Below are 12651 nucleotides of genomic sequence, written 5' to 3'. Positions count from 1 at the left end.
TACTCAAACACTTTCTTATAAGACGGTGGCTGCCAAGGTACAGGCCGCACTTCCGTTGCTATACATCATCCTGATGCGCGAGGCGCACCGGTAAATACCACTGACGCGCCGCAGCGATGATCTGCTGCTGCGTCGGCTCGTCCAGCGTGCGGCACAGGCGCTGCAGATAGGGATCGCTGCCCTCGCCTTCAACCTGGTAGCCGCCCTGCCACGCCTGCAACAGCTTGCTGATCGCCTTTTTCTGCGTGGCGTCATCTTCCTGAAGCTGGCCAGATTTGCTGTCAAAGCTGGCGTCCAGCCAGGCGCCGCCGGATTTATTCAGCAGCAGCAGCGGCTGCGCCAGACCCGCCTCACAGGCGGCCACATATTCAGCCAGCTGCGCCTGCGCCTGGGCGGGAGCCACCGCCGCGAAGCGCCAGCGGCTCTGTTTGCGACCGTACATGCGGCTGGTGCCGTTACCGCCCAGCGCGCAATACACCAGATGTTCCAGCCACAGCAGCAGGCCATCGTTGATGTTGAGCACGCCCGGACGCCAGCGTAGCAGCCCATCAGCTTGCACCTGAGTCAGCCAGCCGGTCAACTGCGTTGCGCCCAGCGTCAGGTTGACTTCCCAGCTCTCCGCCGGCAGCCGCTGCGCGCTCACTTCCGCCGCCACTTCCTGCATCTCTTCGGTCTGGCTTTGCCAGAAAAGTTCCCCGAAGGCGCCGTAAGGCAGATTACCGGCGGCGCGATGGTGCGCATACAGCTGGGCCGGATCGTCACCGTTGACCAGCGTATTGAGTAGTTCAGCGTTGATCTGATAGCGCTCCAGGCTGTCCGGTGCGAACGGTTCGCTGTCCGGCAGCTCGCTCTCCTCCATCCAGAAAGCCACGCCGAGGCGCTGCTGGAACCACGCCCGCACCGGATGACGCCAGAAGCGCAGCAGCTGCTCCAGCGACAGCGTGGTCAGCGGCTGAACCGGCAGCGGCTGGACAAACCCGGGCTGCGCCACGCCGCTGCCGGTCGCCGCCGGCAACCATTCTGCGGCGAAGCTCTGCACGTGGCTTCCCGGCTGGAAATTTTCCGCCGCAAACGGCATACGGCTGTGCAGGCGTTGCAAATGTGCCCGCACCCGCTGCTCACTGACGTCCGGCTCACAGGCTTCATCGCCCGGCAGACAGAAGCTTTGCGCCAGATAATCCACCAGTTCAGTCACCAGTACCGAGGGATAGCGCTCGGTGTTGTCCTGAATCGCCCGGCCAATGTAGCTGATGTACAGCTGCTGCTGCGCCGAGATCAGCGCTTCAAGGAACAGATAGCGGTCATCATCACGCCGGCTGCGATCGCCTTTCCGCGTCTGCTGCTGCATCAGGTCAAAACCGAGCGGCGCCAGGGTGCGCGGATAGACGCCGTCGTTCATGCCCAGCAGGCACACCACTTTAAACGGGATGGAGCGCATCGGCATCAGCGTACAGAAGTTGATCGGCCCGGCCAGGAAGCGCTGGCTGATGCGCTGCTGATCGAGGCGCGAACGCAGCTCATCGCGCAGCAGCGTGACCGGAATCGGCTGCTGATAGGCGGCCTGCATCCCCTGCTCAATGATCTCCTGCCACTGCGTTTCGACCAGCAGCAGCGCCGCCTCGCTGTCGGCATCGCCGCTGAAGAAGCTGTCGATCAGCTCGCGGCACAGCGGCAGCCAATCGGCCAGGGTGCGCGTCTGCGCAAGGCGCGTGCGCCAGCTGTCGAGCCGCGCCAGTAGCTCGGCCAGATGACCCGCCAGCTCGGCGATCAGGCCGCTGGATTCGTCATACGGCAGAATGCCCTGCCAGTCGCCGTTGCGGCTTTCCAGCGCGTAGCCCAGCAGCATACGCTGCAGGCCGAAGCGCCAGGTGTGCTGGCCGGTGACCGGCAGCGCCAGCGCTTCCACGCTGGCGTCATCCAGTCCCCAGCGGATGCCGGATTCCATCACCCAGCGGCGCAACAGGCGCAGGCCGCTCTCCTCGACGGAGAAACGCTGTGCCAGCGCCGGCACCTCCAGCAGCGCCAGCACCTCTTCTGAGGCAAAGCGACTGTCCGGCAGAGCCAGCAGGCTGAGCAGCGCGAGGATGGCCGGATGCGCCTGACTGGCGCGCCGGTCAGAAATGGCGAACGGCAGATAGCGCTCAGGCGGCGCACTGGCAAAAGCCGCCTGAATAAAAGGCGCGTAGCTGTCGATGTCTGCCACCATGACGATGATATCGCGCGGCTTCAGCTCCGGATCGGCTTCCATCAGCGCCAGCAGATGATCCTGCAGCACTTCCACTTCACGCTGGGCGCTGTGACACACCTGGAGCGTGATGGAACGATCGTGCGGATCGAGCCGACGCTTGTCCATGCTATCTGCCAGCTCGCCAGCGCTGAGCCCAATCACCGCGCGATCGTCAAGATTGAGCAGATCGGCCTGCAGGCAGTGCAGCAGATTGTCGGGTGACATCTCCACAAACGCATCGATGTCGTTGGCGGCTGACTCCATCTGGCTCAGCAGAAACAGGTTGTCGCGGCCCAGCTTGCCCCACGAGGCCAGCAGTGGATTGGTCAGCTGCTGCTCGCCCAGTTCGTTAAACAGCGCTGGCGCGGCATCCGGGTCGCGGAACAGCGGCTGCGTCTCCTGCGAATGCAGGCGCAGCCGCTGGCGGCTCTGCAGCTTCGCGAGGAAGGCGTAATCCTGAATGTCGCCCCAGTAGTGACGACAGGGATTGGTAAACAGCAGGTGAATATCAATGTGGCGGCCCAGCGCTTCCAGCGCCTGCAGATAAACCGGCGGCAGCGCAGAGATACCGCAGATGAAGACGCGCTGCGGCAGCCCCGGCGGCGGCGTTGACGCCTGCTCCAGCGCCTGGATAAACCGTGCATAGAGGTTGGCACGGTGCCACATCGGCTGACCGAGGCTGCGCGTGAATTCGACCAGATCGCGCCACAGCGCCGCCTGCCACTGCTGAGCGTCGCTCAGCCCGTCCACCTGTTCGCCGCGCTCCCAGCGGTTCAGCCAGTCGGAGCGGTAAACCAGATACTGGTCGAACAGATCCGCCACGCGCGCGCTGAGCTGGTAAAGTTTGCGCTGATCGTCGTCGTCATGCAGATAACTGCGCAGCGGCTGAAACGCCTCCTGCTCCAGCAGCACCGGCAGCCGGTGCATCAGCTTCCAGCTCATACTGGCTTTGGTGAAAGCACTCTCTTCCGGGATATCCGGCAGCACTTTAACGAACATGCTCCAGATAAAGCTGGCGGGCAGCGGAAAATCAATGTTGGCGGCAATGTTGAAGCGGTTAGCCAGCTCCATCTGCAGCCACTGCGCCATGCCCGGGCTCTGTACCAGCACCTGCTCAGCCGCGAGCGGATCGGCCAGCGGCTGGAGTTTTATCAGCTCTACCGCTAAGTCTTTCAATAAATCTAACCGATTGGAGTGGTAAACCCGGAACATAAAACTCCTTAAAGAAGGGAAAGCGCAGCCCGGTCACTCTACCCTTAATCGTCTGGCCTGCCTACCCGCCGGCATCACCTTCGCGGCAATTGAGCCGCGCCAGCGACGCCGTGCGCTGATGGGGTCCGGTGACGGTAACGCGATCCAGCACGCAGCCGCCAGGTAAACTCTGCGGCTGGTGCACAATGTGCCAGCCGGCGGTATCACGCCCGAGCAGCGCCTGCCCGGCTACCTGCCACGCCTGGCGCTGCTGCCACTGCTGGCTAAATCCCAGCGCCAGTGCGCGATGATACTGCAGCAGCGTGCTGATGGTCATCGCCAGCAGCAGCATCGCGACCAGCGTTTCCGCCAGGCTAAAACCCTGCTGTCGTCTCTGGCAGCTGACACTGCTCCGCCTTTGCCAGCGGGCAGTAGTCGATCCAGCCATGCGGCTGTGGCTGCAGCTGACCGTTGCGCAGCGACACCCACTGATAGAGCACGAGCGCGCGTCCGGTGCCGCGCGCCGATAATAAGCCATGATTCTCCTCCTGCCGCAGCAGACAGCTTTGCCACGCGTCGGCCTGAGCGGTCTGACACTGCCAGCCCGCGGCCTGCGGCCAGTTTTGCTGCCGGCCCCACGTTAAAGCGGCCTGCGCCTGCCAGAAATCCTGCTGATGCTGCTGCTCGTCGGCGACCAGCGCCATGCCCTGCGCCAGTTGCGTGCGCGCGGCGTGCAGCGTGAGCCCGCCCATCAGCAGTAACATCACCACCATGCCAAGCGTGCTGTTGCCCCGCTGCTTCACAGATTCAGCCCCTCAATCATCATCGTCAGCTCTGCCTGCTGGCGGCCCGCCGTGGCGGCCATCTGCAACAGCAGCCGCGTGCCCTGGCGCTCAACCCGGAAGGTGCTGAGGGTGAGGAATGCCGGATCGGTGATGCGCTCCCAGCCGTTGCTGTTGCACTCGTCCACTCCGCGCTGCATCTCCAGCTGTCCGTTGCGCAGACGATAGCCGTAATAATCGCTTTCACTGTGACCGACACCTTCCCAGCGTCCGTTACTGTTTTCGTCCCAGCGCAGCAGTACACAGCTGCCGCCGCTCACCAGCGTGAGCGCCGCACCGCTGCACTGACCGTGACAGTAACCGGCACGGCGCAGCGCTTTGGCCAGCGAGCCGGCAATCTGCTGCAGCTCCTGTTGCAGCTGGACCCGCTGCTGCAGGCGCAGGTTCTGTTCCAGCAGCAGCGGCAGAAAGCGGCCGACGCTGACCATCAGCACCGCGCCAATCGCCATGGCGATCAGCATCTCCAGCAGACTGAAGCCCCCCTGCGTTATTCGCATCCCTTCTCTCCCGGCTGGCAGACCCGGATGCGCGCCCGGGCGGAGAGGATGACGCGCCAGCGGCCAGCCGCGCTCTCCAGTTCGATACTGCCGGGCCGGGCCACATCGCGTCGGCCGTAAAAGCCCGGCTCGCCGATCAGCGCGGTGATGTGCACTTCGCGATAAGGCGGCCGGAACAGCCAGCGCGACGGCAGCTGACACCCTTCTGCGGGCTGCGGCCCGGTGCCGAGGCAGCCGTTTTCGCCCGGTTGCAGCCACAGGCTGAGGTCGCGGTTGTGCCAGCTGGCGTGCGCGCGCAGCCGCAGCAAAAAGCTCTGCAACTGCAGTACGCTCTCACGCAGTTGCTGATACTGTTGCCAGCGCTGCCAGCCCTGTAAGGCGGCGATGCTGAGGATGCCGGCAATCACCATAACCAGCAGCAGTTCCGGCAGCGTAAAGCCGGCGTTTTGGGTTCTGTTCATAACCGGCACTCTGCGCCTGCCGGACGAAAAGCAACAGCGGCAAACAGAGAAGATGGAAAGCGTGCCGCAGGAAAGTTATGCCCGGTGCAGACAACACCCTTTTTTTGCGCGTCGGATTCAGAAAATCCCCGCAGAAGCGGACGGAGGCCGGGCAAAAAAAAGCCCTGCGCGATGGCAGGGCCTGATGCTAAAGAGCGGCAGATTACACGGCGACCGGCGCTTTGATCGCCGGATGCGGATCGTAGCCTTCGATCTCAAAATCATCGAACTGGTAATCAAAAATCGACGCGGGCTTACGCTTAATCACCAGTTTCGGCAGCGGTCGCGGTTCACGCGTCAGCTGCAGCCGCGCCTGTTCGAGATGGTTGCTGTACAGGTGCGTATCGCCGCCGGTCCAGACGAAATCACCCACCTCAAGATCGCACTGCTGTGCCACCATATGCACCAGCAGCGCATAGCTGGCGATATTGAACGGCAGGCCGAGGAAGATATCGCACGAACGCTGGTACAGCTGGCACGACAGCTTGCCATTCGCCACGTAGAACTGGAAAAACGCGTGGCACGGCGCCAGCGCCATCTGATCCAGCTCACCGACATTCCATGCCGAAACGATAATGCGGCGCGAATCCGGATCGCGTTTCAGCTGCTCAATCACCTTGCTGATTTGATCGATCTCTTCGCCGGAAGCATTGCCCCAGCTGCGCCACTGCTTGCCGTAGACCGGTCCCAGATCGCCGTTTTCATCCGCCCATTCGTCCCAGATGGTGACCTTGTTCTCTTTCAGGTAGCCGATGTTGGTGTCGCCTTTTAGGAACCACAGCAGCTCATGAATGATTGAGCGCAGATGCACCTTCTTGGTGGTGACCAGCGGAAAACCGTCCTGCAAATTGAAACGCATCTGGTGGCCAAAGATGGAGAGCGTGCCGGTACCGGTACGGTCGGCCTTTTCTGCGCCTTCATTCAGCACATGTTGCATCAAATCCAGATACTGTTTCATTTTACCTCACGCGTTTGTTGCTGCGGGCGACGACGATACGCCCAGACCATCATAATCACTCCGGCCAGAATCATCGGGATCGACAGAATCTGGCCCATACTGATACCGCCTTCGAACAGGCCAAGCTGGGCATCCGGCTGGCGGAAAAACTCCACGATAATGCGGAATGCGCCGTAGCCAATCAGGAACAGGCCGGAGACGCTGCCCATCGGGCGCGGCTTGCGAATAAACAGGTTGAGGATGATAAACAGCACGATGCCTTCCAGACACAGCTCATACAGCTGTGACGGATGGCGCGGCAGCACGCCGTACGTGTTCAGCAGTTCCTGATACTGCGGGTTATTGGCCGCCAGCGCGAGGTCTTCGCTGCGCGAACCCGGGAACAGCATGGCGAATTTGAAGTCAGGTGCCACGCGGCCCCACAGTTCGCCGTTGATGAAGTTGCCGAGACGGCCAGCACCGAGGCCAAACGGGATCAGCGGCGCAATGAAATCAGAGACCTGGAAGAAGGTGCGTTTGGTACGGCGGGCGAAGATCAGCATCACCACGATCACCCCAATCAGGCCACCGTGGAATGACATGCCCCCGTCCCACACTTTGAACAGATAGAGTGGGTTGTCGAGGAACAGCGGCAGGTTATAGAACAGCACGTAGCCGATGCGGCCGCCGAGGAACACGCCGAGGAAGCCCGCGTACAGCAGGTTTTCAACTTCTTCTTTTTTCCAGCCGCTACCGGGTTTGTTGGCGCGGCGCACCGCCAGCCACATAGCAAACACAAAGCCTACCAGATACATCAGGCCGTACCAGTGCAGCGAAACCGGTCCGATGGAGAAGATCACCGGATCGAATTGGGGAAATGAAATGTAGCCGTTAGTCATCTTTCACCATGTTTTTTCTGCCCGCAAAAGGGCGTGGCTAAAGGGCCATACAATAAAAGGCTGCGCATCATAGCACAGCCGCTTTTCACAATTTCCGCAGAAATGTAAACAGTTAACGTCCGCCGCGAATCAGTCCGCCCAGGCCGCGCCGCTCCATGAAGGCCGACACCAGATGGCGCACTTCCGTTGCGGTGTGCGCCATCACGCCCTGCTGGCTCAGTTTCTGCGCCTCTTCATAATCGAGGTGGCGCAGCAGGTATTTGACGCGCGGAATGTTCTTGCCGTTCATGCTGAGATGGTGATAACCCAGACCCACCAGCAGCGCGACGCACATCGGATCGCCCGCCATTTCACCACACAGGCACAGCTCCAGTTTGGCCTGGCGGGCTTCACTGGCAATAGTTTGCAACGCCCGCAGCATCGCCGGATGCAGCGAATCGTAAAGGTTGGCGACGCGGGTATTGTTGCGATCGACCGCCAGCAGATACTGGGTGAGATCGTTGGTGCCGACGGAGATAAAGTCCACGCGTTGCGCCAGATGCGGGATCAGGAACAGCATCGACGGCACTTCAATCATCACGCCAATACGCGGTTTTGGAATGGCATAACCGAGCATCTCTTCCACTTCGCGACCGGCGCGATCGATCAGGCGCCGCGCCTCTTCGATCTCGTCAATATGACTGATCATCGGCAGCAGAATGCTCAGGTTGCCCGAGGCAACGTTGGCGCGCAGCATGGCGCGCACCTGCACCAGGAAGATCTCCGGCTGGTCGAGCGTCAGGCGAATGCCACGCCAGCCGAGACAGGGGTTCTCTTCACTGATCGGCATGTAAGGCAGCTGTTTGTCAGCGCCGACATCCAGCGTACGCAGCGTCACCGGTTTGTCGTAAAACAGTTGCAGCATGCCCTGATATTGCGCCACCTGCTCCTCTTCCGACGGGAAGCCGCTTTGCAGCATGAACGGAATTTCGGTGCGATACAGGCCGATGCCGTCAACCCAGTTGTCGAGTGCCTGTTCGTGTTCCGGGCTGAGACCGGCGTTGAGCATCACCTGCACGCGCTCGCCGCTTTTCAGCTCGCCGGGCTGCTCCACCACGTCTTCGGCCATTTTACTCAGCGCGTTCTCTTCGCTGATCAGCCGCTGATACTCCTGCACCAGCACCGGCTCCGGATCGATCAGCACTTCGCCGCGATAGCCGTCCACGATCAGCAGCCGCTTATTGAGCTGCGACGGCAGGATATCCGCGCCCATCACGGTCGGAATACCCATGGCGCGCGTGAGGATCGCCGCGTGCGAGTTGGCTGCGCCATCGCGCACCACTACGCCCGCCAGCCGCTCCTGCGGCAGCTCCGCCAGCGTGGTGGCGGTGAGTTCATCGGCCACCAGCACAAAGCGTTCCGGCCAGGCATTGGTGCCCACCAGCGTGTCGTCAAGGTGGAACAGCAGGCGCTGGCCGAGCACGCGCAAATCCCCGGCGCGCTCGCGCAAATAGTGATCCTGCAGGCTGGCAAACTGTGCGGCAAACTTCTCGATCACCGTTTTAACCGCCCACTCGGCTACCGATCCGCGCTCGATCTCGGCAAACAGGTCTTTTTTCAGTCGCGCATCGGTGAGCAGGTGCGAGTAGAGATCGAAGATCGCCGCGCTCTCTTTCTGCACGCTGGCCGCGAAACGCTTGCTGAAGCGACGAAACTCGTTGCCCGCCTCGCCCATGGCGACAATCAGGCGCTCGCGTTCACGCTGTGGATCGAGCGTAGAGGCGGCGGACACCTGGTCGAGCAGCGGCTGCGTTTCATCAACCCAGCCAGGTGCAACGGCGACGCCCGGCGCAGCGGCAATCGCTTTGACGCGCGTCTGGCGGAACTGACCGAACAGCTGGCCAAGCTGCGACTGCGACAGCAGCGCGGCCATCTGCGTGGCCAGCGTAACCAGAAACGACTCTTCGCTTTCGTCGAACTGACGATGCTCTCGCTGTTGCACCACCAGCACGCCGAGCAGTTGACGCCGGCTGATGATTGGCACACCCAGAAACGAGCGGTAGCGCTCTTCTTTGACGGAGGGAATGTATTTGAAGCTGGGATGACTTTGCGCATCGGCGAGGTTGATCGGTTCGGCCAGGCGGCCCACCAGCCCGACGATACCTTCGTCGAACGCCAGCGTAACCGTGCGGCCGCGCGGCTTTTTCAGGCCGCGCGTCGCCATCAGGTAGTAGCAACGCCGATCGTGATCGGCGAGGTAAACCGAGCAGACCTCGGTCTCCATCGCCAGGCATATTTCGTTGACCAGAATGTCGAGTGCTTCATTCAGACGCGGTGCACTCGCCACTTTTTCTACAATTTCGCGCAACTGAGTGAGCATAAAGGGCGTGGCCTATCCTCTTTTACGTCGATGGGCGGCGTTGTTATTGCGCTGCCCCGCACTCTCCTGCATAGACATCACCACGCCAGCGAATTCCTTCATCACGCGGCGATACACATCGCGCTTGAAAGAGACAACCTGACGCACCGGATACCAGAAGCTGACCCAGCGCCAGCCATCGAACTCCGGCGTGCTGCTGTGTTGCACATTGATATCCGCGTCACTACACATCAACTGCAGAAGAAACCACTTTTGTTTCTGGCCGATACACACCGGCTTTGTGTCCCAACGCACCAAACGTTTTGGCAACTTGTAACGTAACCAGTTACGGGTTGAAGCAAGTATTCGAACATCTTTGCGGTGTAAACCCACTTCTTCGAACAGTTCGCGATACATCGCCTGTTCAGCGGTTTCACCCGGATTGATGCCTCCCTGAGGAAACTGCCAGGAGTGCTGTCCAAAGCGCCTGGCCCATAACACTTGTCCTTGCCTGTTACAGATTACGATACCAACATTCGGGCGGTAGCCATCATCATCGATCACTGGACTACCTCAAAGCTAAATTTGAATAGCCTGATTGTTTCATACTCCTTACAGGCGGTAAACCACTGGATATCCGCGCCGCTGACCGGATAACAATGGGATAACTCACAGATAATAGCCATGTTATAAACAGACAGGGGCATTTAACGGCGATCTTATTCACCTTTTCTGTGGATAGCTTTGTGCAGAACACGGGAATGAGTTGAATAACCGCTTCGGAAAATTCTCATGCACACCGGGGAGAATAGCACTAAAACCCCCATTTATCATAGTGATACCCAATCAACGCGTTCAGATACACAGCGTGAAAGCCGGTTATTCTTCCCCACGCGCTTACCGCTGCTCAAAGATCCATCACCGTTGATTTTACCCACAGAGAATGTCCTAAACCTGGGCAGAGAATGGAAAAAAAGCGCGCAGTTCGGCAAAGTCAAGGCTGTAAATGGAAACAGGGGTGGGCAAAACGTGGGGTTATCCCACTTTTCTGTGGATAACTGGGTTTAAGATCCTGTTCATTGTCGATAACAAACCGGGATAACCGCCTCTTACCCTGGTGAGCGCCTGGTCAATCGCGCTAAAAAAGCATGCTGAATCATGCTATTATCACGTTTACATTGTCCGGCACGATGTGGACAACACGCGCTGACCTTTACTGACCAAATTTTGACCAATGCGAGTTTTATCATGAATTGCCCTGCCGCCTTGCCTGCTGCGCCCCGTAACGAAGCCGAACTGCTTCAGCGTGCCCAACAGCTGGCTGGTCAGAGCTTTGCCGCGCTGGCCGCGCAGCTTGGCCTGCCGATGCCCGCCGATTTACGCCGTGACAAAGGCTGGGTCGGTATGCTGCTGGAGCTGCTGCTGGGCGCCAGCGCCGGCAGTAAAGCCGAGCAGGATTTTGCGCATCTCGGTATTGAACTCAAAACCATTCCGGTCGACGCGCTGGGTAAGCCGCTGGAAACCACCTTTGTCTGCGTGGCACCGCTCACCGGCAACAGCGGCGTTACCTGGCAAACCAGCCACGTGCGCCACAAGCTGGCGCGGGTGCTGTGGATCCCGGTGGAGGGCGATCGCGCCATTCCGCTGGCCGAGCGCCGCGTGGGTTCGCCACTGCTGTGGCAACCGAATGCGCAGGAAGAGCAGCAGTTACGTGAGGACTGGGAAGAGCTGATGGACATGATCGTGCTCGGCCAGGTGGAGCGCATCAGCGCCCGCCACGGCGCGTGGCTGCAAATCAGGCCAAAAGCGGCCAACAGCAAAGCGCTGACCGAAGCCATCGGCGAACACGGCGAGCCGATCATGACGCTGCCGCGCGGTTTTTACCTCAAGAAGAGCTTTACCGGACCGCTGCTGGCACGGCATTTTCTGCTGTAATTCCCGGTACAACCTCGCCCTTGCAGGATCACTTTAGGCAGCGCCGCCTGCGCCGTGTATAATTCCCGTTTACTTTTCGTTTAGGAATGAAGGATTCATGTTTGACTGGATTGCTGATCCCAACGCCTGGCTGGCGCTGGGAACATTAACCATTCTGGAAGTGGTGCTGGGTATCGATAACATTATTTTCCTGTCTCTGGTGGTCGCGAAACTGCCGCAGCACCAGCAAAACCGGGCGCGCCGGCTGGGTCTGATGGGGGCGATGTTGATGCGCCTTGGGCTGCTGGCCTCCATCGCCTGGGTGGTGAGACTGACGCAGCCGTTGTTTTCCATCATGGACCACGCCTTTTCCGCGCGCGATCTGATTCTGCTGTTCGGCGGCCTGTTCCTGCTGTGGAAGTCGAGCATGGAGATCCATGAAACCATCGAAGGCGGCGAAGAGGAGCACAAAACCAATGTGCACTCTTTCTTCGGCGCCATCGTGCAGATCATGCTGCTCGACATCATTTTCAGCCTGGATTCGGTGATTACCGCCGTCGGTCTGTCCGATCACCTGTTCATTATGATGGCGGCGGTGGTCATCGCAGTGCTGATGATGATGGTGGCCGCGCGCGCGATTGGCGAGTTTGTTGAGCGGCATCCGTCGGTCAAAATGCTGGCGCTGGCGTTTCTGATTCTGGTCGGCTTTACCCTGATCCTCGAGAGTTTTGGTATGCATGTACCAAAAGGTTACATTTATTTTGCGATGTTCTTCTCCATGGCGGTAGAGTGTCTGAACCTGATGCGCAGCAGGAAAAACAAAGCGTAACCTGTCAAGGGCGAGCGCATCTCGCCCTGTTATTTTAGGAATGATGCGATTACTCCAGCTGGCAAAAGCATTTATTACTACACTTTTGCTGTTGAAGTGGCTTGAGGGAGCTGAGAATGAAAGGGTTGGTAAGTGCAGTGGGCCTGCTGTTGGCGGCGCTGGCATTAAGCGGTTGCAGCAGTGATTACGTTATGGCCACCAAAGATGGCCGCATGATTATGACCGAAGGTAAGCCGTCGATTGATAAAGAAACCGGTCTGGTGCAGTACACCGACGAACAGGGCCATGTTATGCAAATTAATGGTGACGAGGTTTCCACCATCATTGAGCGTTAAGTGCCAAATTGCCTCGCCTGTACGCGTTTTCCCCCTGTGCAGGCGATTTCCCGAACTTTCCCCCCTTCCTTCTGCGCCACTTCACAGGCTATAGTCCCAGAGAACACAACATTCCGTTTCATAATGAAAAAAGGAAGCCGGC

The 12651-nt window shown here is 59.7% G+C and carries 12 protein-coding genes; 3 read left to right on the top strand and 9 right to left on the bottom strand.

Going from position 1 to position 12651, the window contains the following annotated elements; all coding sequences use genetic code 11:
• Positions 1–58: 58 nt before the first annotated feature.
• From recC to rppH, 9 genes are all read right to left on the bottom strand, one after another.
• Positions 59–3439 carry an exodeoxyribonuclease V subunit gamma gene (recC, locus tag AC6I8F_RS04375; RefSeq protein WP_498028568.1) on the bottom strand — a complete coding sequence of 1127 codons (3381 nt, stop codon included), beginning with the start codon at positions 3437–3439 and terminating at the stop codon, positions 59–61.
• 61 nt (positions 3440–3500) lie between these two features.
• Positions 3501–3791, bottom strand: a complete 291-nt coding sequence (locus AC6I8F_RS04370) for a prepilin-type N-terminal cleavage/methylation domain-containing protein (protein WP_230857086.1) — start codon at positions 3789–3791, stop codon at positions 3501–3503.
• A gap of 1 nt (position 3792) precedes the next feature.
• Complete coding sequence (locus AC6I8F_RS04365) at positions 3793–4221, bottom strand: DUF2509 family protein (protein WP_021506707.1); 429 nt, start codon at positions 4219–4221, stop codon at positions 3793–3795.
• Positions 4218–4757, bottom strand: a complete 540-nt coding sequence (locus AC6I8F_RS04360; protein WP_159377848.1) for a prepilin peptidase-dependent protein — start codon at positions 4755–4757, stop codon at positions 4218–4220. Before AC6I8F_RS04360 ends, AC6I8F_RS04365 begins: the two co-directional genes overlap by 4 nt.
• Positions 4748–5218: a prepilin-type N-terminal cleavage/methylation domain-containing protein gene (locus AC6I8F_RS04355; RefSeq protein WP_058780284.1), complete on the bottom strand. Its 471-nt coding sequence runs from the start codon at positions 5216–5218 to the stop codon at positions 4748–4750. Before AC6I8F_RS04355 ends, AC6I8F_RS04360 begins: the two co-directional genes overlap by 10 nt.
• Positions 5219–5420: 202 nt before the next feature.
• The gene (gene thyA, locus AC6I8F_RS04350) at positions 5421–6215 is read right to left on the bottom strand and encodes a thymidylate synthase (protein WP_498028567.1); all 795 of its coding nucleotides are present in this window, start codon (positions 6213–6215) and stop codon (positions 5421–5423) included.
• Complete coding sequence (lgt, locus tag AC6I8F_RS04345; RefSeq protein ID WP_021506703.1) at positions 6212–7093, bottom strand: prolipoprotein diacylglyceryl transferase; 882 nt, start codon at positions 7091–7093, stop codon at positions 6212–6214. The genes thyA and lgt overlap by 4 nt, the downstream gene beginning before the upstream one ends.
• Positions 7094–7205: 112 nt before the next feature.
• Entirely contained in the window at positions 7206–9452 is a 2247-nt protein-coding gene (gene ptsP / locus AC6I8F_RS04340; RefSeq protein WP_058757064.1) for a phosphoenolpyruvate--protein phosphotransferase, read from the bottom strand.
• Positions 9453–9464: 12 nt separating this feature from the next.
• A complete protein-coding gene (rppH, locus tag AC6I8F_RS04335; protein WP_031279497.1) occupies positions 9465–9995 on the bottom strand; it encodes an RNA pyrophosphohydrolase in 531 nt (176 codons plus the stop codon).
• A 684-nt stretch (positions 9996–10679) separates the two neighbouring features.
• Between rppH and mutH the strand changes: the two genes are divergently transcribed.
• From mutH to AC6I8F_RS04320, 3 genes are all read left to right on the top strand, one after another.
• On the top strand, positions 10680–11366 hold the full coding sequence (gene mutH, locus AC6I8F_RS04330) for a DNA mismatch repair endonuclease MutH (RefSeq protein ID WP_031279494.1): 687 nt from the start codon (positions 10680–10682) through the stop codon (positions 11364–11366).
• 97 nt (positions 11367–11463) lie between these two features.
• Positions 11464–12174 carry a TerC family protein gene (locus AC6I8F_RS04325; protein ID WP_021506699.1) on the top strand — a complete coding sequence of 237 codons (711 nt, stop codon included), beginning with the start codon at positions 11464–11466 and terminating at the stop codon, positions 12172–12174.
• A gap of 116 nt (positions 12175–12290) precedes the next feature.
• Positions 12291–12509 carry a YgdI/YgdR family lipoprotein gene (locus AC6I8F_RS04320; protein WP_021506698.1) on the top strand — a complete coding sequence of 73 codons (219 nt, stop codon included), beginning with the start codon at positions 12291–12293 and terminating at the stop codon, positions 12507–12509.
• Positions 12510–12651: the final 142 nt, after the last annotated feature.

The organism is gamma proteobacterium symbiont of Axiagastus rosmarus (genome assembly GCF_059730925.1).
This window is presented reverse-complemented; position numbering and strand designations above follow the sequence as displayed.